Origin of the sequence: Mesorhizobium sp. M0306, assembly GCF_040321655.1 — a bacterium.
Classification (GTDB): domain Bacteria; phylum Pseudomonadota; class Alphaproteobacteria; order Rhizobiales; family Rhizobiaceae; genus Mesorhizobium.
The window spans coordinates 46,479-73,208 of sequence record NZ_JAMYRY010000016.1 but is presented as its reverse complement, the minus strand read 5'-3'; the positions used below and the strand labels follow the sequence as shown (position 1 = coordinate 73,208).

General features: G+C 60.3%; 19 protein-coding genes, 1 tRNA gene and 1 pseudogene. 12 read left to right on the top strand and 9 right to left on the bottom strand.

All coding sequences use genetic code 11. The features are described from left to right. Positions 1 to 43 precede the first annotated feature (43 nt). The 4 genes from NKI95_RS21100 to NKI95_RS21085 all read left to right on the top strand — a co-directional run bounded on the left by NKI95_RS21100 (position 44) and on the right by NKI95_RS21085 (position 3,072). Complete coding sequence (locus NKI95_RS21100) at positions 44 to 961, top strand: polysaccharide deacetylase family protein (protein WP_352719207.1); 918 nt, start codon at positions 44 to 46, stop codon at positions 959 to 961. Positions 962 to 1,030: 69 nt separating this feature from the next. Then, entirely contained in the window at positions 1,031 to 2,254 is a 1,224-nt protein-coding gene (gene lhgD / locus NKI95_RS21095) for an L-2-hydroxyglutarate dehydrogenase (protein WP_352719206.1), read from the top strand. Beyond that, complete coding sequence (locus NKI95_RS21090) at positions 2,254 to 2,592, top strand: NIPSNAP family protein (RefSeq protein WP_352719205.1); 339 nt, start codon at positions 2,254 to 2,256, stop codon at positions 2,590 to 2,592. Before lhgD ends, NKI95_RS21090 begins: the two co-directional genes overlap by 1 nt. Before the next feature lie 264 nt (positions 2,593 to 2,856). Then, positions 2,857 to 3,072 carry a helix-turn-helix domain-containing protein gene (locus tag NKI95_RS21085; protein ID WP_352719204.1) on the top strand — a complete coding sequence of 72 codons (216 nt, stop codon included), beginning with the start codon at positions 2,857 to 2,859 and terminating at the stop codon, positions 3,070 to 3,072. Positions 3,073 to 3,121: 49 nt separating this feature from the next. On the opposite strand, the gene NKI95_RS21080 is transcribed toward NKI95_RS21085, so the two are convergent. After that, a complete protein-coding gene (locus NKI95_RS21080; RefSeq protein ID WP_352719203.1) occupies positions 3,122 to 4,786 on the bottom strand; it encodes a DUF8508 domain-containing protein in 1,665 nt (554 codons plus the stop codon). A gap of 943 nt (positions 4,787 to 5,729) precedes the next feature. Here NKI95_RS21080 and NKI95_RS21075 point away from each other — a divergent pair. The 4 genes and pseudogenes from NKI95_RS21075 to NKI95_RS21060 all read left to right on the top strand — a co-directional run. Then, positions 5,730 to 5,894, top strand: a pseudogene (locus tag NKI95_RS21075) (JAB domain-containing protein); the annotation flags it as partial. A 157-nt stretch (positions 5,895 to 6,051) separates the two neighbouring features. Next, positions 6,052 to 6,930 (top strand): type IV toxin-antitoxin system AbiEi family antitoxin domain-containing protein, encoded by an 879-nt coding sequence (locus tag NKI95_RS21070; RefSeq protein ID WP_352719202.1) that lies wholly within the window; start codon positions 6,052 to 6,054, stop codon positions 6,928 to 6,930. Continuing rightward, positions 6,920 to 8,344, top strand: a complete 1,425-nt coding sequence (locus NKI95_RS21065) for a nucleotidyl transferase AbiEii/AbiGii toxin family protein (RefSeq protein ID WP_352719201.1) — start codon at positions 6,920 to 6,922, stop codon at positions 8,342 to 8,344. Before NKI95_RS21070 ends, NKI95_RS21065 begins: the two co-directional genes overlap by 11 nt. A gap of 7 nt (positions 8,345 to 8,351) precedes the next feature. Then, entirely contained in the window at positions 8,352 to 8,660 is a 309-nt protein-coding gene (locus tag NKI95_RS21060; RefSeq protein ID WP_352719200.1) for a hypothetical protein, read from the top strand. Positions 8,661 to 8,819: 159 nt separating this feature from the next. On the opposite strand, the gene NKI95_RS21055 is transcribed toward NKI95_RS21060, so the two are convergent. The 4 genes from NKI95_RS21055 to NKI95_RS21040 are packed head-to-tail and all read right to left on the bottom strand — an operon-like array spanning position 8,820 to position 13,541. Continuing rightward, entirely contained in the window at positions 8,820 to 10,709 is a 1,890-nt protein-coding gene (locus tag NKI95_RS21055) for a RiPP maturation radical SAM C-methyltransferase (RefSeq protein WP_352719199.1), read from the bottom strand. Beyond that, positions 10,706 to 12,580, bottom strand: coding sequence for an asparagine synthase-related protein (locus NKI95_RS21050; RefSeq protein WP_352719198.1), 1,875 nt, complete (start codon positions 12,578 to 12,580; stop codon positions 10,706 to 10,708). Before NKI95_RS21050 ends, NKI95_RS21055 begins: the two co-directional genes overlap by 4 nt. Next, positions 12,573 to 13,304, bottom strand: a complete 732-nt coding sequence (locus tag NKI95_RS21045; protein WP_352678637.1) for a lasso peptide biosynthesis B2 protein — start codon at positions 13,302 to 13,304, stop codon at positions 12,573 to 12,575. The genes NKI95_RS21050 and NKI95_RS21045 overlap by 8 nt, the downstream gene beginning before the upstream one ends. Positions 13,305 to 13,319: 15 nt before the next feature. Continuing rightward, entirely contained in the window at positions 13,320 to 13,541 is a 222-nt protein-coding gene (locus tag NKI95_RS21040) for a hypothetical protein (RefSeq protein WP_352719197.1), read from the bottom strand. A 524-nt stretch (positions 13,542 to 14,065) separates the two neighbouring features. On the opposite strand from NKI95_RS21040, the gene NKI95_RS21035 reads away from it, so the two are divergent. Continuing rightward, positions 14,066 to 14,401: a hypothetical protein gene (locus tag NKI95_RS21035; RefSeq protein ID WP_352719196.1), complete on the top strand. Its 336-nt coding sequence runs from the start codon at positions 14,066 to 14,068 to the stop codon at positions 14,399 to 14,401. 303 nt (positions 14,402 to 14,704) lie between these two features. Here NKI95_RS21035 and NKI95_RS21030 read toward each other — a convergent pair. Next, positions 14,705 to 14,807 (bottom strand) — tRNA-Arg (locus NKI95_RS21030). Between the two features lie 296 nt (positions 14,808 to 15,103). Continuing rightward, the gene (locus NKI95_RS21025; protein WP_352719195.1) at positions 15,104 to 18,496 is read right to left on the bottom strand and encodes a TM0106 family RecB-like putative nuclease; all 3,393 of its coding nucleotides are present in this window, start codon (positions 18,494 to 18,496) and stop codon (positions 15,104 to 15,106) included. Between the two features lie 105 nt (positions 18,497 to 18,601). On the opposite strand from NKI95_RS21025, the gene NKI95_RS21020 reads away from it, so the two are divergent. Both NKI95_RS21020 and NKI95_RS21015 read left to right on the top strand, forming a co-directional pair. Next, the gene (locus NKI95_RS21020; protein WP_352719194.1) at positions 18,602 to 19,156 is read left to right on the top strand and encodes a hypothetical protein; all 555 of its coding nucleotides are present in this window, start codon (positions 18,602 to 18,604) and stop codon (positions 19,154 to 19,156) included. Positions 19,157 to 19,306: 150 nt separating this feature from the next. Further along, a complete protein-coding gene (locus tag NKI95_RS21015; protein WP_352719193.1) occupies positions 19,307 to 19,495 on the top strand; it encodes a hypothetical protein in 189 nt (62 codons plus the stop codon). Here the strand turns inward: NKI95_RS21015 and NKI95_RS21010 are convergent. Further along, positions 19,489 to 20,259 (bottom strand): trypsin-like serine protease, encoded by a 771-nt coding sequence (locus NKI95_RS21010; protein ID WP_352719192.1) that lies wholly within the window; start codon positions 20,257 to 20,259, stop codon positions 19,489 to 19,491. The genes NKI95_RS21015 and NKI95_RS21010 overlap by 7 nt on opposite strands. 204 nt (positions 20,260 to 20,463) lie before the next feature. Here NKI95_RS21010 and NKI95_RS21005 point away from each other — a divergent pair, with 204 nt between their 5' ends. Then, on the top strand, positions 20,464 to 21,375 hold the full coding sequence (locus NKI95_RS21005) for an MBL fold metallo-hydrolase (protein ID WP_352719191.1): 912 nt from the start codon (positions 20,464 to 20,466) through the stop codon (positions 21,373 to 21,375). A gap of 48 nt (positions 21,376 to 21,423) precedes the next feature. Here the strand turns inward: NKI95_RS21005 and NKI95_RS21000 are convergent, their stop codons facing one another. Next, on the bottom strand, positions 21,424 to 26,730 hold the full coding sequence (locus NKI95_RS21000) for a hypothetical protein (protein ID WP_352719190.1): 5,307 nt from the start codon (positions 26,728 to 26,730) through the stop codon (positions 21,424 to 21,426).

Genomic DNA, 26,730 nt, shown 5'->3' with positions numbered 1-26,730 from the left:
GTGAACGCCGCCTCTCGCGCTTGCAGCAAGCATGGAGACAAAAATGTCCAACACCTTTTGGCCGGATGGAATCCGTCTGGTTATCTCGATTTCGATGCAAATGGAGGCCGGGGGCGAAGCCCCGTACGGGCCGGGTGGACCGTTCTCCGGCTTTATCGACATGGATCCGGCCTATCCGGATTTCCCGACCAAGTCGTGGTACAAGTACGGCTATCGGGAAGGCATCCAGCGCATGCTTGACCTGTGGGACAAGTACGGCATCAAGGTCACGTCCCACATGGTGGGATCGGCTGTCGACCGCGCGCCCGAAGTCGCCAAGGAAATCGTCGACCGCGGCCATGAGGCGGCGGCGCACGGGCGCGACTGGGTCCAGCAGTACGATCTCGACTACGAGGCCGAGAAGAAGTTCATCCAGGACAATATCGACAGCGTGAAGCGCGCGACCGGCAAGACGCCGATCGGCTACAATGGCGCGGCCATGCGCGGCACCATCAACACGCTCAAAATCCTGCAGGAACTGGGCTTCAAGTACTTCATCGACGACGTGAGCCGCGACGAGCCGTTCCTGATCAAGGTTCGCGACCGCGACATGGCGATCGTGCCCTATTCGCTGAACCTCAACGACATCATCCAGTTCGAGGCCTACCGGTTCTCGACGCAGGCCTTCGAGCTTCAGCTCAAGGACGAGTTCGACCAGCTTTACGAGGAGGCCGCAGGCCGTCGCCGTATGATGGCGATCTCGACACATGACCGCATCCAGGGCCGGCCCTATCGCGTCCGTTCCCTCGGGCGCTTTCTGGAATACGCGGCCAAGCATCCCGGCGTGGCCTTCCTGCGCAAGGACGCAATTGCCGACATCATCTATTCTGACCCCAACCCGCTGCGTGACATCAACGAGCACGATGCGTGGGCGGAGTGGGAACGCAAGAACGGCAAGCAGAAGATCAAGCCCATCGCCTGACGACCTCCCAGACTGCCGGTGGCGCGCTCCTGTGCGTCACCGGCGCTTTTTTTTGAAATGAGCCGGAGCATGAACAAATACGATCTTGCCTTCATCGGCGGCGGCATCGTCGGTGTTCCAACCGCGTTGGAGATGACGCGGCGCTATCCCGGCATGACGGTGGTACTTCTCGAGAAAGAGCCCGAGCTGGCCCAGCATCAGACCGGGCGCAACAGCGGCGTGATTCATGCAGGCGTCTATTACCAGCCCGACAGCCTGAAGGCGCGATTCTGTAAGGCGGGTGTGGATGCCACGATCGGGTTCTGCCGCGATCACGGGCTCGCCTACGAGCAGTGTGGCAAGTTGCTTGTGGCCACCGATGCCATGGAACTTGAGCGGATGAACGCTCTGGAAGAGCGGTGCAAACAGAACGGCATCGCAATCGAGCGTCTTGACGCCACGGAGCTGAAGCGCCGCGAGCCGCGCATCGCCGGTGTCGGCGCCTTGTTCACGCCCACCACCGGCATCGTCGACTATGGCGCGATCACCCGCCGCCTGGCCGAACTCTTTGGCGAGGCCGGTGGCGAAGTGCGTCGCTCCTTCGAGGTCGATCATCTGCGCGAAGTCGCAAACGGCGTCGAGGTCGGCGCCAAGGACACCATCATTCACGCCAAGAATGTTATCGTCTGCGCCGGCGTCATGGCCGATCGGCTGGCCCGGCTGTGCGGCATGGCTGTCGATTTCCAGATTGTGCCGTTCCGCGGCGAGTACTACCGGCTGAGGAAGGACAAGGACGATATCGTCAGGCATCTGATTTACCCGATCCCCGATCCGGCGCTACCCTTCCTGGGCGTGCACCTGACAAGGATGATAGGCGGTTACGTCACCGTCGGCCCCAACGCTGTGCTGGCGCTGGCGCGCAATGGTTATGCCCGCACCGACATCAGCCCCGGCGATCTGGCCGAAATGTTACGCTTCTCGGGTTTCCGGCGTCTGATCGTGGCGAATATGAAGTCAGGCCTGACCGAGATGCGCAATTCCTTCTACCGCCGCGGCTATCTAGAGCTCTGCCGCAAATACTGCCCCGAGCTAGAATTGTCCGACTTGACGCCTTATCGCCCGGGCATACGGGCCCAGGCTGTGATGGCTGATGGCACCATGATACACGACTTCCTCATCCGGCAGACCGCACGCACCATTCACGTCTGCAACGCGCCTTCGCCGGCGGCCACTTCGGCGATGCCGATCGCAAACCACATCGCCGAGCAGGCAACGGTCGCGTTTGACCTGCCGGCGCCTGGAGCTAAAGCCTGATGCTGTTCGACCTGCGCACCTATCGTGTACGACCGGGAACGCTTGCCGGTCAGCTCGAGCATTACGAGCGCAACGGCCATCCGACGCAAAGTCGCTATCTCGGCGAACCGATGTTCTATGGCACCGTCGAGACCGGCGACGTGAACTCCTACGTGCATATCTGGCGATATGAAGACGCAGCCGACCGGGAAAGGCGGCGGGCCGCGCTGTATAAGGATCCGGCCTGGCTAGCCTATCGCACCCGCAGCGCCGAGCTTGGCTATCAAACCGAGCAGACCAACATGCTATTGAAACCGGCAGGGTTCTGGTTTCCTATACCCTATCCGTCCAAACCATAATGAGCGCAGTTGCGCGTTAAGCCTGAGCCGACGCGACCGAGCCTCACGGCTTTCGATTTTGGTCAGCAGGCCATCCGATTTCTATCCGGCCATATCCGTTGTGACTACTCCCCTCCTCCGAGCCTTCCATTTCTCGTGCAGAGACCTCAGTCATAGCCTTGCGACTGTATGATCAATGGTTCGGGAGCGTGCCCGAGCCTGCTCGCAGGCAGCGGTTGGGATGCCACCAGCGGTGCAGCCTCCGGCGAACATTTGGAGGCCCCGATGAAATATCTGACGGTTGAGGAAGTCTCGGAACGCTACCGCGGTAGCATCTCTGTTGGGACGCTGAGAAACTGGCGAGCCATGAGGATCGGCCCGGCCTACGTCAAAATCGGAAAAGCGGTACTGTATCCGATCGAGGAACTTGAGAGGTGGGACAACAAAAATATCGTGGTGTGCCGTGCATCGAAGCAACTCACGATGGACGCGAGTGAGTGAGCGCGATGATCACGCAGGAGCACACAGAATGGCCCCCAAACACGGGCGGCTAGTTGAGCGTCAAGACGACCGGATTGTGGTCGCTCGTTTGGTCACGGAAGTCGGCATTGAGGTTCAGGTAGGTGATCGAGGTGACGTCGCTCGACGACAGGCTACCGCCCACGACTATGTGGTCGATAGCCTCCCGCAGGCCGTGGAACTGCGACGAGAAGGTGTAGTTCTCGCCCCGGCTGTCCGGGAGCATAGTAAGGCCAAGGCTGCCCGCCTCGAAGGGAGCAAGCGTGGCGGCCTCTGTGACATCGTTGAAGTCGCCGAGGATAATAATCCGGGGCGGGTTCGTGCCAAAACGTGACTCCAACTCAGCGACGATGGCTTTCGCCTGCGCGCGTCGCCCTGCCGACGACTGCGGCACGGGATCTTCCGCATTCGAGTAGAGCCCCTGGTCCCCGACCTTCGAGCTCAGGTGGACATTTAGCAAGACGTAGGGCGTCCCGTTCACTGTGAGTGTCGCCAGCAGCGGCTTTCTCGACTGATAGAACGGATTTACATCCTCCTCACACCGGTCGGCTGTGTCGAACAGGCGCTCGACTGCCCCGACCACAACGCCAGCCCCGCTCTTGACGAGATAGACGTTGCGGATGTTGCCACCAGGCTGACCACCATCGGCATTGGGCACCAGTGGATCGAGCGCAACAATCTCGTAAGCAGGGCCATTAGCGGCCCCGATCGCGGCAATTAGCTTCGCGAGGGTGGCACCCGCGGTGACCGTCATCGTGACACCAACACCATCGTCGTCCTGGACTTCTTGCAGGGCAAGGATATCCGGCGCGCCGAGCGATCCCACGATCTGCTCAGCAATGCCAGCGAAGCGCGACGGCGGGTCATTCGCGTCGAGATTCTCGGCATTGAACGTCGCGATGCGCAAACCCTGCACGGGGGCGGGCGGCGCTTCGGGCGCGGCAGGCTGTGTTAGGGATGCCGGATCGATGACGTGGTCGAGTGCCACCATGTACTCGCCATTTTCGTAGGTGACGACGCCCGTGAGGTCGCCAAGGCGCGTTCCAGGATCGACGACGATCGTTGGTTGAGTCGCCGGCAAGCGAACGCGCATGATTTCAGGAAAGACGTGGCCGGGGATACTGATAGGCAGGCCGTCGACGGTCAGTTCGCCTGGCTGCAGGTTCGCGCGTGCAGCGACATAGACGATCTTGTTGTCCCGCGCGGACACGGCCAACGCATCATCGATACTGACGCGCATGCCCTCGAGGGATTCAAAGTAGTCACGGGGATGATTTGCCGGATCGAACGGCGTGTTCGGAATGTCAGCAAAAGCGATGGAGGCCGTTGCCCCCGGCGGCATGAGCGGCACCGGCGCGGGAACGGCAGCGGTGCCGTTTACGGTCATCGCCGTGACATTGGTAAGTTCGGTAATCGTGAGGTAAGACTTTCGGTCTTCGTTTGGGATGGTCGACGTTTCAATCGTCCCGCAGGCAACCACGGTGCGGTTGGGCGGAAAGCCTTCGGTGAAGGGCTGGAATTCGACGGGGCGTCCCGTCACCGTGACGAGGCTCCCGACGTCATGGGCTGGGAAGCCCGCGACGTTGCGCAGGAAGACATAGAGGCCATCCGAGGTGGCTGGATCGTTGTCGGGTGCCGTGGACTGAAGGAAGAAACCGTCGCCGAACAGCTCTGTCACCGCGCCTGATACGGTCAAAACCCCTCCGCCTGCGACGGGGGATCTGTGGTCAGCGCCCTGTACCGCGGACACCGGCGTTTCCTGAGCCACCGCCATTGTCGAGACAAGAAACGCAGCTGTTGTGGCACCAGCAATGGCTAAACCGAGAGAACGTAGACGGAAATACATTCTCGACCCCTCGCGAAATTCAGTCCAGCGACGCCACGATATTGTTGCTAGCGACGAAACGCAATCTGCCGTTGAATTACTACGGTCTTGTGACCGATGATCTATGTCGCGGCGGCAAGCGCCGGCTGGGGCGCGAGACTACGGCAGCGTAGCTTCGGCAGGAATAACGAAGATTGAGCGCCTAGCCATCCCAGTTTGGGGCGCGTTGTCGAGTTCTTTAGCCAAATTGCGTTCAGGCTCGCCGATGCGGGAGCCGTGCCGAAGTGTCTTAGCGAAGGGTCGCAACCAGTGAGCATCGCCGCCGATCGGTGGCCGGGCTGTCGTAAACCGAGCCCGCATCCGGTCTCGGCCGGGCGGCTTCCATCCCTGATGCAGCATGCGGACCACCGCGGACGGGGACAGTCGGTCCCGCGTCCCGTCCTGCGGCTGGCGCTATGCTGACGCTCCTACGGCTGTCCCGTTCACCGTCCGCGGCGGAAGCGAATTTCCTCCATCCCGCGCGCGACAATCGTCCGCTGTTGCGGACGCACGCAGGGTTGCGGTTTATACGCCGTTCTTTCCTTAGAGCGCCGGCAGTCGCCGGCGCGGAGATCAGCCGTTCCTAGGTGCGTTGGCCAGCAAGATGAGCGTTCGGAATCCATGGTTGATCGGGACGTCGGAGTACTGAGCAACTGCAATCATGCCGGCACGTGGAATATCACAGGCGGTCACTCAATACATGTCCCATTAACGGCACCAACGTTCTAAGAATGAATCACAAGTATTTGAAAAATAGCATGATTATTGTCGCAGTGTTGTGATGCATCATCGGTCGGGCGACCCGACGCCATCGCGGGCCGACATCGAGATGACGAGGGAGATCATCGACGCGGCCAAGCGGCTGGGCATCGCCGTGCATGACCACATCATCATCGGGCGCAAGGGAAACGCCAGCATGAAGGGCCTGATGCTGATCTGACCGCGAATGTCTGCATCGCCGCGACCGCGCGCCGCGTGCCGTGCCTTCCGCCCGTCGGGCCATACTCGGCTGACGCCTGCCCTCAAGCGCCGAAGGCTGCCTGTCGGTATATTATGGTAACGATTTTTCCGTTTTTTCGCGAATTTTTGCGCTTACAGTGTTCGGCAGTTACTTTGCGTCGCAATTGTGGTATACTGAGAATGTCGAAATTCGCCTATTAGCTGAAAAACAGCATCAACAGTGTACTATGAAACAGCCTAAGCTGACAGCCGTCATACGAGCCGCTGGCGATGTCATTCACATCGACGACGCCGCGCGCGTGCTCGCCGTTTCCCGGGACAAGGCAGCCAAAACCCTGTCAGCATGGGCTGCGCAGGGTTGGCTGCAGCGGGTCGGCAGCGGTCTATATGCCCCTGTTTCTCTGGACATGCGCGGCAGCGATCAGGCTGTAGCAGATGCGTGGCTTTTGGTTCCGTCGCTGTTCGGGCCCGGTTACATTGGGGGCCGCACAGCCGCCGAATATTGGGATCTGACCGAGCAGCTTTTCCGCGACATTGTTGTCTACACCGCGCGTCCCATACGCGAACGCTCGAAGGAAAGCGGCGGCGCGCTGTTCACGCTGCGTCAAATCCCCGAGGCCCGGATATTCGGCACAAAGGCTGTCTGGCGCGGCCACACGAAAGTCAGCGTCTCCGACGTTGACCGCACCATGCTGGACATGTTGGACGATCCGGCAAGCGGCGGCGGTATTCAGCATGTGACGGAATGTCTTGATCGATACCTGCGCAAGGACGAGAGCAAGCCGGATCAGTTGATCATCTATGCCGATCAGCTTGCCAACGGCGCTGTATTCAAAAGGCTGGGTTTCCTGGCGGAGCGACATCCGCTCGGGGGGGCGCTGGTGCTCGCATGCAGATCTCGCCTGACGAAGGGCTACGCCAAACTCGACCCTGCGCTGACCTGCGAACGCGTCGTGACACGGTGGAAGCTTCGGGTTCCGTCAGACTGGATCGGAGTGTCCGGCGATGATCAGTAAGGCCGAGATTCTGGAGACGGCGGCCAAGGTCGGCCTGCGGCCGGACGTCGTCGAAAAGGATTATGTCCTTGGCTGGACGCTCGCGGGGATCTCTGCTCACGACGAACTGCGGGAGAAATGGGTCTTCAAAGGCGGGACGTGCCTTAAGAAATGTTACTTCGAGACCTATCGCTTTTCGGAGGATCTCGATTTTACTCTGGCGGATGCGGCGCACCTTGACGAGGCATTCCTCAAACGGGTTTTCGCCGAGATCGGCGAGTGGGTCTACGAGCGGTCGGGCCTCGAAATGCCAACCGAAGGGCAGAGCTTCGATCTTTTCAAGAATCCGCGCGGCAACGTCTCGTGCCAGGGCAAGCTCAGCTACAAGGGGCCGGTCTCTCCAAACGTCGCCGTGATCCGCCTGCCCCGCATCAAGCTCGATCTGACAGCCGACGAGCGGATCGTCCTGCCGCCCGTCAGGGTGCCCTTGTTTCACGCGTATAGCGACGCGCAGGAAGCCAGCTTTGAGGTGTTGGCCTACAGCTACGAGGAGGCCTTCGGCGAGAAGGTACGGGCCCTCGCCGAGCGAACGAGGCCGCGCGATCTCTATGACGTCGTGAACCTGTTCCGGAACAGCGAGGCGCGCCCACAGGCGGCCGCGCTCCTCGACGTCCTGCGCCAGAAATGTGAATTCAAGGGCATTGCCGTTCCGAAGCTGGAAGACCTTGCGGCCCACCGCGACGGACTCGAAGGCGGCTGGGAGAACATGCTGGCGCATCAATTGCCCGCGCTGCCGCCAGTCGCCGATTTCTGGGACGTCCTGCCTGACTTCTTTGCCTGGCTCGCCGGGGGCGAGGCGCCCATCGTGCTGCCGGCGTACGCGCTGGCCGCGGGCGAGTCTGTCATTCACGGGCGCACGTTCGGGCTGGATATTCCGAACGCAGCGCAGACGCATCTTGAGATCATCCGGTTTGCCGGCGGAAACAGGCTACGCGTCCTCCTTGAATATCAAGGCACGACGAGGCGCATTGAGCCCTATTCCCTGCGTCGCACGAGCGAGGGGAACATAGTCCTCCATGCCTTCAATCTCGACAAGAACGAGCACCGCAGCTACCGGGTGGACCGGATCACCGGAGCGCGCGCGACGAGCGAAACGTTCGTGCCGCGCTACGCAGTGGAACTTACACCGTCAGGTCCGGTAAGCATTCCGCCCGCCCGTGGCGGCGGGGCGTTCGGGGGCATCACCGTCAACCGCCCTCAGCCCGTCAGGGCGCGGGCCCGCGCGTCGAGTGGCCCGACATATGTCTATCAGTGCCCTGTCTGTCAGAAAAAATTCCGTCGTCAGACGCGCGACAGTTCCCTGAAACCGCACCAGTCGCCTGCCGGCTACGCCTGCAGCGGGCGCACCGGCTATCTGATGGATACGCAGTATTGAGTTCGTAATGACCGAGCCATCTCCGCCGCAGAACAAAAAGCAAATGACTGACCCTCGAATTTCCGGCGACCCGGCAATCCTGCGAGCAGCCGTGGCACAAGCGCATGACCGGCGGCTGTCACGCGAAGCAGCCTTGCGTGAGAAGCTGAAGGCTTCGGCGGTGCCGCTCCCGCCCGAACTGTTCGAGGAAGTCGCGAAGGTCAGTGGCCTTGAGATTGATGAGGTAATGACGGACCACGATGCCCGGGACCGATCCGATCTTAGATTTAAGATCGGAGACGAGAGAGGCGCCATGGTGTTCAACCGCGCACCTTGATACCCGAGCGAGACGATCACGGTGTCGAGCGGACTGCCGGCTTCTCAATCGCGACGTAGCCGGCTGAGATCATGCCGTAGGCCCAAAAGGGCCGAGTTTGTTTTGCGGGCTAATGGCCTCTGAGCAACCAAGACGGCCAGAAGTCTTAGTAAAGCCGGATTATCTCGAGGCGCTTTCAGCACAGAGGCCAGCCTCCATTATTTCCGGCTGACGATGTGGCAAGGCGAGGGTGAGGAACAAGTCGTTTTCTTGGATCATCAGTTCGGCGTCAACCAGGCCCGATAGACCGTCCAAGATGGCGCTAGCCGATGAAGCCGGCAGACGCTTGCGTAACCGCGCTGCGCTCTCGGGCCGCTCACTGCACCACGTATGTAGCTCGGCTGCGAGACCTTCGAGCAAATGCTCACGCGCCTTGCGGCCGAAGCGTCGGTCGTACACGATCACACGATCTGCCGCCTCGGCCCAAAACACTAGGCTCGATCCGCCGCGACGCCACGCTTTCTGCCATCGGCAGACCCAACGCTGCATCGCCGCGTGCGATTCGTCTGGTAACGTCGCCGGTGCGTCCCAATCAAAAAAATATGCAATGCGATCTAAATCGCAGGAAGCAGGATATACGTACGCGTAGCTCGCCTCCGGCCGTACGCGGCATGCAGGGTCGGCTCGCGCCACTTGGTAAAGCGGACTGAACCGTTCGAGCCAGATGCGACTCGCACCGATAGGCGGTTGAAGATGGCCGAGCCGCCTGAGGATCTCAAATTGTGCGTCGTAGTCCTTCTGCCGTTCTTCCGGAAAGCCGAATAGAATGTTCCAACTCACATCAAGTCCATAGTAGCGGGCCCAGCGCAGTGCGTTGACGTTGTCGATGCCCCGCACGCCCTTGCGCATTAGTTTCAGCACCGCAGAGCTCAGTGACTCAATGCCGGGCTGGATTGACGTTACGCCAGCAGCAAGCAGCCGTGCGATGTCCGTCCGGTCGAGGTTTGACTTCACCTCGTAGAACAAATCGTATGGCGCGCCGGCCTCGGCTAGAGCCGCGAGCACTGAATCAAAGTAGCGGTGATCGAGAATGTTGTCGGTAGCCTCGAAGCGCAACGCGCCGAATTCCCGCGAATAGTGCGCTAGCTCGGCCAGGATGCGGTCCGCCGACTTGCTGCGAAAGCCCATGGACTGACCATTGAGGCCGCAGAAAGTGCAATGGTGGCGCTGCCCCCACCAGCAGCCGCGCGAACTTTCAAAAGGCAGCGCCGGCCGCACCGTTTCAAGCGGCGGCTCAGTAACCAGCGTGCGGGCGCGCGCGATGTAGTCGCTGAAATCGGCAAGCGGCACCTGGTCTAGGTTGGAGACGAAACCACGGCCAGCCTGTTGCACCGCGCGGCCTCGCAGTCGGCCCAGCACACCCGGCACCGAGAGCGGGTCGCCCCCATCAGCTAGCGCTGCAAGGAAACGTGGGAACGCTTCGTCAGCCTCGCCAGCAATGGCGAAATCGATCCAATGGATTGCTTCAAGCCATGCCAGCCCCATGTCGCCGTCGAAATTCGCGCCGCCGAAAACGATGATCGCTCCTGGATGGGCTTCCTTGATCCGCCGGGCAAGTGCGAACGAAGCCGTGTTCTGCTGGAAGGTGGATGAGAAGCCGACAACGTCGAAGCGTGTCCAGTCCACTACCGCCATTAGACGGTCGAGATAAGCTGGCACTGCAACGTCGCGCAGACGCGCAAGCTCGGCGGTTGGCATGCCGATCTCGGTGGCGACGTCGGCGAGTTCCGCGCGAAACTCGTGGATAAAGCGGTCGCCTGCCAACGGCGCTTGGTCACGGAAGGCGGCAGCCGCGAATAGCCATTCGCCAAGCAGGATCCCGCGATGCTCGGCTAGCGTTTCGTATTGTTCGAGGCCGAGTTGACAGGCGAAATCGATATTGAGATGGAACCCGTCGACCTCGAAGCCCGCCTTCCGCGCCGCCGCCTTTAACAGCCCAACCTGCAGCGATGGGCCGATCGAGGCGAAAGGCATGGTCACAAGCGCGACGGTGGTCGTCGACGTTCTCATGGCAGCGCCTTGGCCGGCAATCGCGCCGCAGCGCGTGGTCGCGTCAGAGACGGCCCGTCACGAAGTACGATCGGCCGCGCCAACCACGCCTGGTGATGCGTCATCCAGACGACCACCGAAAGTGAAACGACCAACCGATCGAGACTGGACACGTTCTTCACGGCCCCGAGGCTAGCGCGTTGCAGTGCCAACAATAGCGCCTCGACATCAAAGATCTCCTGGCACGCGCTGTCGAGACCGACCACTAACTCGCGCAGCCGGCCCTCCTCGCGCGCCAGTGCCGCGAACACGTATTCATTGAAGTGGCCTGTGTCGGCCCGTTCGAGGATGGCCTCGGGCAGCAACTCGGCGAAGCCCTGGCGAATTATGGGCTTGGAGACTCGCGGATCGGCCGCCATGCGCCACTGGATGCCCAGCCCTAGCCCAGCAACGCGCGGATCGAGGAAGGGATGGGCTTCATGGATGCCCCTGGGCGCCGCCATGTACCACCGACTGAGATCACCCTGGCGGCATTCCATGCCGTACAGAGCCAACGACAGCGCCGGTGAGCGATGGCTACGGTAGATGCGGCGGACTACCGCGCGACCGCGACCAACCAAGTCGTGGCGCCGCGCGAACTCCGGCCTGATCCAGGAGGGAACGCGCGCGCGCGGCTCCTCGCCCAAGCCAGCCACTAACGATACTGGCAGTAATTGGGCGACGCCGTAGGTGGATAGCAGCGACCACATGTTGACCCCGGTGGAGTCGGCCCAGTCGCGCGCGGTGCTCCAGGCCTCGCTCAGGCGCAGGCCGCGCAGGGCGTCGGCGATTGAGTAAGGCTCCATATCGATCTGCTCGTCGGCGCCCAGCCCGGTGAGGATAGTCGTTGCGCCGGCCGCTGCTGCCGCCTCGACCATTGCCAGCTCGGCGCGCGACCAGAACAACGCCGGCCAGGGCTCGTCATGCGCTGGATAGGAAACGTAGGCCCCGAAGCCGTCGGCCGCAATCGGGTGGGGTATCAAGTCGGGATGAGCATGTAGGACAGCATCGATAAACGGCCTCTCGTAGCGCAGCGTAGCGAGCTTGTCGAAGACCAGCGATAGCGTGTGGATCGGCGGACCCCCGATCTGGCGCTGGCGGCGCTGGCTGAGCAGCGTAATCGTGGTCGAGTCGAAACCGCCCGATAGATGGCAGGCGGTTTCACCCTGAACCCGTTCGCTAACAGCCGCCGACAATAGCGCGGCAAAGTGCTCGGAGACCTCTTGCGGCTCGTCAGGGACTGGCTCGACAATGTGGTCGAGCCAGTCGCGGCGAGCCGTGGCGACCTTTCCATTGTCGCACTCGATTCGCACCCTGGCCCCTGCGCGGACCCGCGTCACTCCGCGGTAAGCGCACCTATCGCTGTGCGCTTCCTCGAAAACGCCTCCTGGCGCCATAATCATGTCGGCGAGATACTCGTCGTCAACCTCCGCACAGGGCAGCATCTGCACGACGCCAGCGACCGTCGAGCTGAAAACCAGCCCGGCCGGTGTGTCCGCCCAGTACAGAGGATAGCCACCGAAGGGGTCGCGGGCTGCAAGTACGATGTCGGCGCGGCGGTCGTAGATGATCAAACAAAAATCGCCCTCGATTTCGCCTAAGCCGCGCTCACTGGTTTCGCTATAAACGGCGGCCACGAGGCGCGCAGGATCTGCGTTGACCAGGCGCGAAACTGTTGATGCCGGCAGACGGCGCATGAGAGCTTGGCGGTAGTATATGCGCCCAAGGACAAGGACGACGGTCTCTGTGTCCGCATAGCAATTCAGGAGGCTTGTAGCGGCCCCCAGTTCCGTGCGGACTGACTCGTCGCCGACAACGAGGCGGAAGGCGGGGCTGCCTTCAGCCTCAATCATAGCGCCGAACCTCGCGGTAGGAGCGGCAGCGCTCGACACTGTCAGACACAATGCGGCCGTCACGCACGCACCAACAATGGCCGGCTAGAGGGCTCAGGCTGACCCCCAGCACCAGTGAGGATGGCGAGCCCGTCCACGCCGCTAGCACCCAGCAGCAAAACGCGATTTCCTTGCAGTCCGGCCGCATCGGGTGGCGGGCCGCGATCGTAGTCACCGAAACCTCCAACGTATTGATGTCGCGGCTAAGAAATGCCGTGCTCGCTACGCCATGTCGATGCCAGGCATCTATAGCTTGAGCCCAGCTCAGCCGTCTGAACGACAGACGCGCTAGGCTGAGCAATAGCCAGATTGTCAGGTCGAGTGGCAGCCGGCTGTGCCGCAAGCCACCAACCAAGCCGCTGACCAGTCCTGCGAGTCCACGAGCCCAAACTGTGCGCCGGGACTCAGTCCCGCTCAGCAGGCGATGCGTGCGCATCAACTCGACCAGCGCCCGGAAATCCTCGGCGACCTCTACTTCGCTCAGGCGATAGTGCCGCGCAATGCTTGTTACCGCGTGGCGCGGACCATCGCGCACGGCCAAGTCGACCAGCTCCATGGCAGTGCGATTGACGGCTATGAAGTCGCCATCGAGATCGAGCAGGCGTCCGCTGCCATCGGCGGCCAGAATAACGATCACGCTGTCTTTTAGACGGAAATCGATGGCATCGGTCTCGAGCAAGGCCATCGAGACCGTCCAGCGTTACTTCTTCTTCACTGGGGCCTTAGTTTTGGTCTTCGCCTCAGGTTTCTTAGGCGCCTTGGAACTCGACTTGCCGACACTCGCTACGACCTTTTTCTTAAGGTTGATCGAGTCGGTGGCGCCCCCCTCGGGTTTGGCGTTGATAAGGCTCGCTGCGCTTTCCACACGGAAAGCCACAGGCTTCGTGTACCTTGGCGTATCCGTTGAGTCAGTACCAGTCATGATCAACTCCCCCATTCCCGCTTCAAAAGCGGCTCATTTACCGGCGTTCTGCTACGATTACAAAGTAACATCGGCTTCAGTAACTGCAAGGTTTATTTCCGCTGCTAGGGCTCACGGCCCTAGCCACCACGCCGCAGGGCATAGGCAAAGGCCGAAGCCAAAATTCTTGTTATCCCAAACATACAGGTGCAGTATGCTGCTCGATCCTTCTGAAACGATAGCACTGACATTTTGCAGGCGGTCGTCAAACCAGTCGCCGTGGCGTGTGACGTTTGATCGCTTCGAAAGACAAAATTAGGCGCGAGCAATGGTGAGGAGAACGCAATATGGCTAGCCTAACGTTAGATGTCGGCCAAGGGATCGAGGTAACGAGCGCAGATGTGCTCCGGATCCGGCGATACATTCCAATACTTGATCACTCAGAGCCGGACGGTACTCCTAGTCACCGCCCAATGGCTGGCAGGAACAGCCGCGTTGATTGGACTGAATTGGATTTTGTGCAAGAGCAACCGGCGGATGCTGCGATGCTGGTCACCAAGGAAAATGACAAGATCGTGCAATTCACTATGCTGGATGACAACCCGATTTGGCTCAATGCCGGCGCGGCGGCCGGGCCATATCACGGTGCCAAGTTTGATCTACCGCCCAAAGCCAATGCTGCGGTGTTGATTGGGAACAAGGTTCAATACGTGAAAGAGACGCCCCAGCAGGTTGCGACAATCATTAAGGCGAAGGGTGGCAAAGTGCTCCCTCTCGATAGAACGATGTTCGAGACAGCCGTGAAAGAAATCGAGTCGTGGGTGTCTGAACCAGAGATCTGGGATGCCGACCTTTACGAAACGGGTGCTCCTGGCACATGATCTGAAAAATAGGGCGCACCGCCGCGTGGGCGATATCCGCCGCGAGGGTAAGGTTTCCGCAGCCCATCCACGACCACGAGACATGTGACGCAGAGTAGGTAGAATGGCGGAGACAGCCGCACAATGCTGGGCTCGTATTGAACTCCTCATCCCTCCCGGCCGCGCGTGCGCCATGCCGCTACATGGCTCGAAGGAGTGTCCGTTCCTCCAAAACCGGCTGAAAAACCGGCTGAATTCTCAAAATTAAGCCGGTGCCGCAGTCGGCTTACTGCAAAAATCACTAACGATTTCAATTGGATGGAATGGCGCGCCCGAAGAGATTCGAACTCCTGACCCCCAGATTCGTAGTTTGGAGGCTTGGCGCACCCGCCGCGATTAGACCGCGGAGCCTTCGCCTTCGGAGCGCGGCAGCTTCAGGCACCCCTGCCCTATTGCCCAAGCCTTAAGAAGCAATCTCTCCGACACCTAGCAGGCCTCATCCCCTGTCGCGCCTTGGCGTCTTGCCACGAACTCAGGCGGTCGCGGGGCCAAAGGCGGCTACGACCTCGTTAATCGTCGGTTGCCAGCATGCCCTGGCGCACCTCTTCGCCGAAACAGAAACGAAAGAAAGGGGAAAACTTGCGTGCACCGCGTGTGCACGTCGCAATCTAACTACTTGTTTTTTATAACCTATCTGTCCAATCCATCATCTTTACAGGGAACTTATGGATCGACCACCTCGGCCATCTCTAGATAGCGGCAGAAGCCGTTGGCGAGCTGCATCTGCCGCGGGGTACGACATTCTGGCTCGAATACATCCGGATTGGCCACGAGAATGCACAGGGCCTTGGCGCGGGAGGTGGCGACATTGAGGCGGTTCGCGCTGTAGAGGAACTCCATGCCACGCGGGGCGTCGGCATGACTGGATGTCGTGATGGAATAGAACACGATGGGCGCCTCCTGCCCCTGGAACTTGTCAACCGTCCCTACCCGCGCGCCGGGGAGGCGCGCCTGGATTTCAAAGACCTGGGCGTTGTAGGGCGCGATAACCAGGATGTCTTCCAGGGTGAGCGACGCCTCGTTGCCCTCGCGGTCGCGCAAACCTGCACCTGACGCAAGGATCCCCAGCACAATATTGCGGATACGGTCGGCTTCCTCCGGGCTGGAATTCTGGTTGCCGCTGTGCTGCACCGCGACATAGCGCAGGCCGCTCCCGCCAAGCGGGCCGTCCATCAGGATGGCCTGGTTCTCGAGATCGGGACGGGGGAGGAGTCGGCTTTCGTAGAACAGCTCGGAGGTGAACCGGCAGATGTCGGGGTGGAGGCGCCAGGTCTGCTCTAGGAATAGGCCCTCGTCGTCGGCGATGGTCTGCCGTCCGCCGAGAAGGTGGTCGAGGGCCGAGACCTCCGTACCTTCGGGGTGCGAGCCCTGCATCGGCTGCTCAAGCTGCTGCGGATCACCAAGGAGGACAAGGCTGGCTGCGGCCGGCGATATGGCAAGCACGTTGGCGAGCGACATCTGCGCGGCCTCATCCACGAACAGCACGTCGACGAGGCCAGCGGCATCGGGCCGGGCCCACAGGAACCCCGTGCCGCCGAGCACGTGGTAGCCGCTTGCAAAGGCGCCGAGGGCCTCGGGGTTCTTGGTGGTGAAGGTGAGGTGCGGGACATTGTCTTCCGCATCCGTGACCTTGTGCAGGGACTGCAGGTCGAAGTCTTCCTTCGCTGCTTCCTCGGCGGCCTTCGCGAGCAGGTTGCGAATGACCTTGTGGCTGTTGGCGGTCACCCCGACGCGAAGGCCGGCCCTGGCCAGCGCAAGGATCGCGTAGGCGCCGGTATGGGTCTTGCCCGCGCCAGGCGGTCCTTGGATGGCGAGCACGCCCTGCAAGGCCAGGACGAGGCGGCAGGCCGCATCGACCGGGCTCTCGCCCGGCTGGCGCAGCGCCGCGCCGCAGGCATCGGGCGGCCGCAGCAGCAGCAAATCGCGAGCCGCCTTGTAGGCACCGGGACCGCCGATGCCATGATCGGCCACGCACTCGCCGATCTGCACCAGGGACTCGGCCAGGACAGTCGTGTCGATGTAGGTATGGGCGAAGATCGCTTCGGGGTGAAGACCGGCAGTGTCGCCCCTTTTCTTGATGTCGATAAAGCGATGTTCCAGATCGACGGCCTCGACCTTGCCGAAGCGCTCGCCGCCGACGCTGCGCAAATCCTCGCCGCCGCGAAACTCCGCGTCCTGCGGGGGGAATCTATAGCGGTGGACAGGGGCCTTGGCGGTTCCGCCCACGGTATCGACGAACTCGAGGCCGGCGATGCCTGCTCGCTCATCCTCCAGCTCATCCGCGGACAGCGCCGCCAGCCGGAAATATTCCCACCAGATCGCCTTCTCCTCCCGGCGATGCCAGTCGAGCACGTTCGCCAGCACGTAGAGCGCCTGCTGCTCGGCGCTGCGCTCTGCGGAGTCCACGGGAATGCCATCGGTCAATTTGGCCCCGACTGCATCGATCCGTGCCTGCCAGGCTGTAATATCCGGCGGAGCGCCCTCTCCAGGTGGAGCCGGTCGGGGAATCTCCACGCCTGAGGCGACCGCGTCAGTCCGCAGGCGCTCCAGCCAGTCCCGAAGCCGCTCCGTCGAGACACAGTCATCTTGGTTGTAGCCCGTCACGACGGCCCGATCTTCCGCATTGATGCCGCCTGCATCTCCGAGCTCCAGGCGGGCCTGGACCTTGCTCAAGGCATAGTTGGCATCGGGCAGCGACACCGCGCGTACGAATTCGTAGAGCGGCTCCAGCTTCTTGATGGAATAGCTCTCGACGCTGGCGCGGATGGCGTGGCGGACCACCGCGTAGAGATCGACCAGGACCTGCCCGCGCAGCAGCGTGTCGATCTCTTCCTCGCGCGTTGCGTAGCGCCCCATCAGGCGTTTGAGCGCGCCCACCTCATAGGCCGCGTAATGATAAATGTGCATGCCGGGATGGTGCGCTCGCCGCTCGATCACGAAATCGACGAAGCGTTCAAAGGCGGCCCTTTCGTCGGGCGGCGTGAGACACCAGTCGGCGACGTAGGTGAGCGCGCCGTCGGCGTCCTTGAAGGCATAGCCGAAGAGATATTCGAGGCCGCCTTCGCCGACGAAGGGGTCGCCCTCGAGATCGAAGAAAATGTCGCCGTCGTCCGGCACCGGCAGGCGGCACAGGCCAAAGCCCGGTTCTATCGGCAGCGCTTCATGCAGGACCTGCCCGGCCGCGCGCCCCGCGACCTGGATCCGGGCCTGCTCCCGGATGCGATTGTAGGACGAAGCGGCGCCACGCTCCGGCTTCCACGGCAGCGGAAGGGGGAGCTCGGCCAGCGCAGCCATGGTGGCCACGTCGTGGCCGACGAGCTCGCCGCGCTGCACGGCCGTGATCCCGGCCACAAGGGAGAGGTGATCGTCCTGGTGGCGCCGGTCGTCGCATCGGCCGCGCCAGCGGCAGATATCGCAATGAGCGACCGGCTCCGGATAGGCGGCGCCCTTTCCGTTCAAGGACGCGACGAAGCGTTCCCGGACATTGCGGTAGTAGGCGGCATAGTCGCTGACCCGAAAGGCCTCCGGCTCGAAGTCTGTAAGGGGCGCGACAACGTAGGCGTATTCTGGCACGAGGCCCTGCACCTGCCCGACGAGGTCAGAATAGAGGCAGAGCTGCAGCACCGTCCCGCCCTTGGTTTCGCGGGCGAGCTTGGTGTCGATGACTTCGTAAGACCATGTGCCGAGATCGCTTGGCGTCTCGACGCGCCGAAGGATGTCGGCCCGGCCCGTGAAGGGCGGCGCGCGCAGCGCGGCTTGCACGATGATCTGCGCGCCGGCGCGCATCGCCTCGATCGTGGCGGCCACTGAGCCGTCATCGATCCCCTTACCTGCAATGACCGCGACATTAAGGCCGGACGCATGCAGATGATCGACGTAGGCCGCCTCGTGCGCGGCGCCGCGCTGCTGCAGAATCTCCAGCAGCGGGTCCCAGATCTTCGGCTTCTCAAGTGCGCCGTCCACAACCTGAAGGTCAAGCGCCGTCAGGTGGCCGCAGTTCAAGTGGCCGACCAGGTCGGAGGCACTCAACTGTAGTTCGGAGCCGATTTTTAGCATAAACAATGTCTACGCAGATTAGTGGCAGCGGGGCAATTGCGAGCGTGCCGAAGAACAGTTTTCCCCTTTACGAAATCTTCCCGTAGCGTCTTTATATTGCGCTAAATGACGCTCGAAGAACCCAAAAAATATCCTGGTGAGCTAGCATCCCCACAGCAGGTTCACGCCCTGGCGGAAGAATACCGCAAAGCAGCAAGCCTTCTCCTTCAGCTCAGCCGACCCGGCAAGCCGCTTACCCGAGCGCCGTTCAGAATGGCGGCAATCCATGCGATCGAACTCTATCTGACCGCACTTTTGCTCCACTTTGGGCTCAATCCCAATCAGATCCGCAGCATGCGGCACGACCTGTCGGCGCGGACGGAACACGCTTTGGAGGCGGGGCTAAGCGTTCGCGCCAAAACCGCCAAGCATCTTCAGTCCCTCAGCCAGAACCGAGAATATCTCGTTACCCGTTACGGCCCGGAGCTCGTAGCAACCGCCTCACAGTTGAACCGTCTCACCGCTACCCTCGAAGAGGTGGCGACAAAGGTCACTGTATTGATCACGCTGCCGCCGAGAAGGCCCAAGCAATCACACTCGGCCGACGGGCTTAAAGGCCAGTATCCAGCCACCCTCTTGCAAAAACCGAAACCCAAGGACACGACAAGTGCGCGCCAGTAGCAAGGACCACGCTGGAGCGGCAAATGCCACGCCACCGCAAGCCAGCGTGCAATTCAACGTGGCCTTCCACGGTGATTTGGAACATCTCAATCTCTCCGTGATAGTTCGGGCGTCGGGATCTCTTATTTGCCGAGCGTATCGAATGTGGCCTTGACCAAATTGCTATCTGGCCGCTCGCGCACCTACCGCCCTGGCTTCTTTGCGCGGTTGTTTCCAGCGGGAAAATGGAAGCTGACCCTAGACCCGAAGCTGTCGGGACATTTCCGGCTGGCTCAGGATAGCGAAGTCGAGTTAAGCCGACATACCGAACTCGCCATCTTGATGGATCACCGCTATTGACGGCAGTCCGCAAGGCCGCCATCCAATCCGCAGATTTTGTTGCCGGTCGTGGCGCCCCAAAGCTTTATAAAGCTCGCATCGTCAGCGGTTGACACACTGCTGAGATATGAAGTTTTCGTGCCCGGTACCTGGGACTCGTTCACACCGAACACGATGCGTGTCGTCGAATCCAACATGACGTACCCCGCTCCCCCACTGTCACCTCCGCATAGTTTCGCGCCGCCTTGCACTTCGTACCGGTTGAATTTTACTGGTATCTTTTTTACGGTCGCGCTCCCTACATACAATGTATCGCTCACCGGCCCACCTTCAGCTAAGCAGCCGTACCCGAGAAGAACGATGCTGTCTCCTGCCTTTACTGTTGCAGCGTCGGTATTTAGGACCTCGTATTTGAGATTGGGCGCAGTAATCGTGCTGGACGCTCCACACATTGCAATGTCAGCGGTTGTGTCTGCTGGATATTTTGGATTCGTTTGGCATTTCAGGGCCAGTGTTTGACCGTTGATTAGCGCCTCGCCGCTTGTACTTCCGTCAAGGCAATGTGCAGCAGTCAAGATTGCTTTGGGTCCAACGACTGTCGCCGTACAGCGGTTCGGTGCGTCGAAAATCAAGGTCGCAGGCCAGAGATCAGGGTCCGCCGGCGCACCGCCGACTATAAATGGCGCAAGAGATGCCGATCGTTCAATCTGCGTCAGCTTAAACTCGGCCCGCACCTCTGTTGCGCAACAGCCAAATAGTACCACCACCATCAATCGCGTTAACATGACCCCCCCCCATTGCTTGTCACTAAATCATAGCTACATCTTGGTTTAGCACGCAATTCAAGAGCGATCTTAGTTATCTCAGATCTAGTGGGTCCGCCAATGAAAATATGATATGGGTGTTTTGGTTTGCCTTCCGTGCCGAGCGCCAATTAAGGTGACGTGGGTAAGACCGGTGGGCTTGAAACGTTGAAGACGGGGCCTGAAATGTGGTCAAAGCTCGGGGCGAGGTTAGCGCTCGCGACGGTATGTTGCTTGGCACTGGTTTTAGGGATGCTCACGCAACCAACCAAGGCCGCGGACTATGAGACCGTGCCAGTCACGGGTGTCCCGGACGCCTACATTTTCCGTCACAAGGACCAACTTGCTTTCTTTGTTGTCACGACTGATGGTGTGGTTGTGACCGACCCGATGAGCCACAAAAGTCCCGGGACAGCGGCGAAATACTTGGCCGAAATCAAGAAAATAACAAGCAATCCCATCAAGTACGTCATTTATAGCCATAGTGACCCGGAACGAAGCGGCGGGGGGCAATTGTTCAAGGATGAGGGCGCGAAGTTCGTCGCTCATGCTCAAGCAAAAAAGTTACTGGAGAAGAAGAAGCTCGACGATCCCGCCAGTTTTGATACCGTTATGCCGGACCAGACGGTAGACAAAGGCACACCTTTCGAATTCGACCTTGGTGGAAAAAAATTCATCGTCAAAGATGTAGGACGCAATTATTCCAACGACATGCTGGTCGTGTTGCTCAAGACCGACAAGGTGCTGTTTGCCGTTGATTTCATCCCGCTCAAAACGCTGCCCGCGGGGAAAATGGAGCGCAGTTGGATCCCTGACTGGGAGGTTTCGCTGAAGACAGTATATGACGATCCGGACTGGGATAAACTTGTGCTCGGAAGCCGCTATGGAGGTGTCGGCGAGGCGTCGAAATCGGACGTACAGGCGCTGCGAGACTATTTCACGGCCCTGAAGGCGGAGGTCAAGAACAGGGTAGACGACTGCTGGACCGTCGCGATGCACGAGATCACGCTTCCCGCCTTTGCAAATTGGGGCAACTACAAGGATTTGCCCGGAAACGTCGAGCGCTATTGCTATTACTGGACAGCCGACCCGAAATGAGGGCAAATCCGTTCGTACAGCCGGGATACGCAAGATTGCGTCAGGATCTCAGCTGTCAGCTGGAGCGAGTTGTGCGAAGCTTTCATCAGAGCTGCCATCTCTCAGTATAGAACCCATGTTGTGCGGGGACCTGAACGGTATCGTGCACGCGAACATGGGGCCTCGCTCGGCGGTCACGACGTCGCCGATGACGTCGCCGTCCGCCACCATCACCTCGGTTTCCTCGACTATAACCGCGTAGCGTTCCTGCTTACTCGTTTGCGGCAGGGTGATCTCTTGCAACCAGGTAACGGTGTTGCCGCTCAGGCTCGGCACAAGTTTGGGATACTCGAGTGGTTTGCCGTTGACCAATAGCGGCATATAATCGACGTCTTTCCCCTTCGACGGTATGCCATCCGTTTTCACTGCGCGGCAGACGCGGATGCGAAGCCTGGGACGATCCATGAGATGCCGTTCATCAGGGATCTCATCGCCTTGGCTTTCGTGATAGCCAATCCCTGTCACAGTAACGAGTATCTTGCGCTTGTCGACGAACTCGACAATCGCTTTGCGCTGCGGCGGAATTTGCGCCCATTCGGCGACGGGATACGACAACGCCAATCTCGTCTCACTCGAATTCGGCTGATACCTTGCCAATCCGAGGCGGATGAACGGGAAATAGGACTCGCCCGGAGTGATCGGAAGGTCGCTGTACCAGACGTCACCGCGCTGGGCGTCGAGCTTGGGCGTGTATGTGGCGATCGCGACGCGAACGGTGTCCGGATCCGCGGCCTGCGCTTTCAGCGGTTGGGCCGGATCTGGCGGATCGTTGGGGCAACCCTTGTCGATGTCCAGCTGAGGAATGCCGCCAGGAAGGTCGGCATCGCGGTGGCGCAACTGCAGCGGGAGATTCGCTACGCGGGACTCGGCGGACACAAACTGGTCGGCCGGGATGAGATCGCTGAGGTCGCCGGAAAGATGAATCGGATCAGCCCCCCAGCGGGTCAAAAATTCTTCCTTGGGATTGATGACGTTGGGCGCCGCCCGATTAAGCAACGTGCACCTGGCGACCTCGTCAGCAGTGGCATCGCTGAACAAATTAGGCGGCCAGCAGATAACGGCAAGGCGCTCGCCTTCGCCGGAACTGTGCCACGGCCGCTTGAGATACACTCGCAGATCCACGTTGCGGGTAAAGGTAATCTTGTTCTTCCTAGGATCGATATCCCATCGAAATACCGGAAGGATTCGATCGACGACGGGAGACGCCGGACGTGCCGTTGAAGGGACCCAAAGGGTAACATCACGAGCGGAGTCGCGCTTCTCGAAGTCCTCGGGTTTCGGATCGCCCTTTTTAGCATCGGCTGCCGGTTTTGCGGGCTTATAGAACTCTGTAAAGCGCGAGATTCCGTGCAGACCAAAGGTGACGCGGCGCGCTTTTGTGTCCGGGAAATCGATCTTCAAGCCACGAAGTCCGCCCGTTTCGTCGCGTATCAGCGAAAGATCCGAGAGGCCTGCGCGCCCATCGTCGCGAACGATCTTATCGACGCTGAAGATTGCTGGGCCTGCGCTGCTCGGCACATGAACGAACGCCCCATCTTTTAGCGTTACGTCGTCCTTGTATTCGCGCCAGACAGCCTCGAAACGCAGCTTCCCGGTCGATGCCCGATGAACCAGCGCAGTACCAACAAAAAAGGTTTGGCTGGCGTCTTCTTCGCTTGGATAACAGAGCGGCGACTCGACGTTCGCAGCGACGTATTTGGCCCAATGATCCGCTGACTGCTCAGCCTCAGGGAGAGGTTTTACCCGGACGGCGCGAAGGGCCGCGACCCCAGCGCGTTCAACCGCATCGTCCTCGCATTTCACGCTGACCTCTTTGACGCGCGGTGCGTCTATCGGCCTCTTCACGGGATTGACCACGCGCAAACGACGCTGGTCGGTGATCGTCGGCACTGGACCACACTGCTGTTGAAACAGCTCCACCAACGGCATCTTCCCCGCGACCAGTTCGGACACCCGGGCTGTCGTCGGTTTCTGGAAGAATTCGACAACGTTCGACAAGGCTGCTGCGACCTTCGAGTGCGCAGCAGGCGACGTCGCATCTTCCTTGATCTGGTTTTTCAGGCCCGTCTGAAGTTGCGTAAGGATTTTCAAGCCGGAGGCCACAGGCCGCAACGATGCTAAGTCGTTTTCCTGGTCGGTACCGGACCAAAGGAGAAGGTCGATATCCGCCCCTGGACCGATTTCGAGCTGAACGGCAGGCGGGTTCTCTTTGTCGAGCAAGGTGATCTTGTGAAGCGGTTGACCCGCCGGCGGAGAGAGTGTGCGGACCTTGATGCGGACTGGACGGGCTTTGTGAACGGCGTCAGTCGCCTTTTCGTAGAAGTGGAGCGTCTTACATTCCACGCTGTCGTCGATGGGCGCATCGTGCTGCAATACGCGCACGTGACATTCGCGTGCGAGCGGATCAGGATAATACGGCAGGGCATCCTCTGAGCCTCCGGGCTTTAGCACCTGGCCGGGATTTGTTCCGCCCTTCTTGTCTTTGTTCGGTCGCGCGTTCGGAAACTCTCCGCTGGTTAAAATTCGGTGATACTGGTTGAACGCGCCAGGCGGCCGCTGCGCGTAGCTCTGGTCAAATTGACCGTGTGCTTCTGCCAAATCGAAGGTCGAGCGCGGGGGCACAAGATACCGCGTGGCCCGCGCGCCGACCTCGCGGAGGATCACCGTCATGGCTTGCTCTCCGCGCAATTCGCTGGGCTGTTTAACGACCAACGGATCATCGGGCGGCAGCAGAACTACAGGCGCGCCAGCGCGTTCCCCGCGCATGTACAGAAAGCCTTCCTCCGCTTCCCTGCCGCCGACCGCTGTGGTCCCGGGTTTCCCGTTCTGGGGCACGCGCGTGTAGAATAACTGCGCCGCCGTCGGCAGCGAGATGCTGCCGCCGTTGGCGTATACCAGACGGGCGCCCAACCAGTAGCGGCGACCAAAGCGAAGCGGTGGAATCCCGCCACCCTCGGAGGGCTTCTTGGCCAGTTCAAACCCAAGATTGGCGCCCAGTTCGCAATATGCGTCGACCTCGGTGACTGGAAACAGCTGGTCGTATTTGTTGGGAAGCTCCCAAATGCGTTTCCTGAGCTGCTCGTCGGTTTCGCCCTTGCGCTGTTCGGCTATCGCAGGCGGCCGCTCGCCGGTGCCGACCGCGAGACTGCCGCCGGTCCATACCGCAACCGTCTCCTGTGGCACGTATTGCTCGACGATCTCATTGTTTTTGGCCGGGTCCTCGTTGCTGACCGTCCGCGTAATGGGCTTGACGAATCCATTCTCTCGGTCGACATCGTGTTGAAGCCAATCCGAGAATTCCTTTTTGATATCCTTGGGGTCGTATCGCACTTGCCGGTCGGTGAGTGTGCGCCAACGTTTCATCGGAGGTACTTCAGCAACGTTCTTGCCGCAGATGCCGACGTCGAGCCGATAGCCGATGACCAAATCCTCGGCGTAGAGCTGTATTGCTCCACCATCGATCTTGAACTCGGCTATAGTTATTTCCTCCACGATCTCCTTTGACCGATCCCTGTCTATCAACGCGATCCCGCGTGAACGCAGGTTTGGCAGCGCCACCTTGATCTGACTGTCCAGCTCACCTTTCTCGCGCGCAGTTGTCCGTGAGTGTCCGGTGTTTTCCAGCGCCTGCACCGCCGCATCCACGTCGAAGTCGACCAGCCTGAAGCGTGCCTGCGTATCCTTACCCGGGGCCGCGAGATTGAAGACACCGCGCTCATAAACGAGCGGGGCGTCGTCCTCGGCAAGTCCCTTGATCCTAACATTGATCGCGAATGCCGCATGAAGTTTCGGACACGGTCCAAAAAAGCCGTTAACCCCATCCTTATCCGCCAGCATGGTTGCGGTGGTAACCCGACGGTCTTTTTCCGACCCGTCTCCAAAATCCGCGAACATCCAGAAGCATTGGTCAGAGTTGTAAGGCAAGCTGCCGAGTTTCAACTCGACGTCGATGATAAAGCCGAGAAATTTCGCCAACGAGGGATGGCTCAATATGCTCAGGAATTTCCTGCGCGCGATTTCCACGGGCTTGTTGCAGGCGTCTGAGAGTGCGTCGACGCTCTGCACGGGGGTATCCGGTCGCCAGGCTGCGTGATAGGCGGCGACGGCGCGCTGCAGCGTTGCTTCGCCCTCAGCACGTTGCGCCCTGGCTTTTTCTTCCCGATCCTGCCGGTCCTTCGCGCTCAGACCAGGCTCTTCCGGCATTTCCGAAAATCGGCCGCGCGTCCATGGAGAAGCGTCGACGGCCATCTGCGCGAAGTAGTGGTCCAGCGTGCCCACTTCGGAGCGGCGTGTAAGTGACGCAATATCGGGAACTGCTGTAACCTTGAGACCGCTCTGAGTTTTCCTGATGGCAGCGTCCAGTTCGAACGTAAACTGAGCGACCTTCAGATTGTACGCCGTTTCAGCAGCGAATTGCTGGCCGAAATGGCGAACGAACGAGCTGGAAATGTAGTTCTGTACACCGGTGGCCTTCGTACCTGTCAAAGGCCCTTCCAACGTTTTGCCAACCAACATCACTTGGCCGGTTACGTCTTCCGGCACCTCGTCGTTACTATCTGTATTATACCACCGGGAACTCTCCGTTTTTTCGTTAAGCAACCGATTGGTCAGCGTATCCGACGCGAAAATGCCGAACATGCTGCTGTTGACTGTGTCGAAAAATGCCGGCGACACCATCGGCCGGGCCAGGTCCCAAGCCTCGCGCTTGCCGTCGAACGCGAGTTGACCGGCGGCTGACAGGAGCATCACAGCGGTCTGCGAACCGTAAAGGCCCTCGACGCCCTCTGCGAGAGTCGCGACCGGATAGCTCATCGGACTTCCTATGATTGCACTGACTGCGTCATTGCCAGCACCACCCTTGTTTCTCTCCATCTTGAGCAACTTGGGTTGATCTTCTTTCAGTGCCTCCATCAGGTTGTCGAACTGCGCCAAGTCTCCGCAATCCCCCAGGAAAATCCGGCGCCATAAGGCATTTGCGGCGTCGGCGCGGCCCTCGTTGAATTCCTTCGACAGCGGAGCGTCTTTTGGATCGTTTCCGTTGCCGGTGATGTTCCCACGCGCATACCAAGCGATCTCTTTTGGCGGATTGGCGTCCGCAAAATCGGCGTTCGGATTGCTGCTCACAAACAGCTTCAGGTTTTTCCTGTTTTCCCAGATCCTCCTTGGCCAGTTCTCGATGTCGACCTCGGTGCCGCCGGGAAAATCCCTGAAATCCGGCATCAAAGCCAGGCTGACCCGTAAAGACGAAGCATTGCCGGATTTATCCCGCTGGAAACCATCGGGGATTACGCGTGCCACAATCTTTGCTTTGATCAT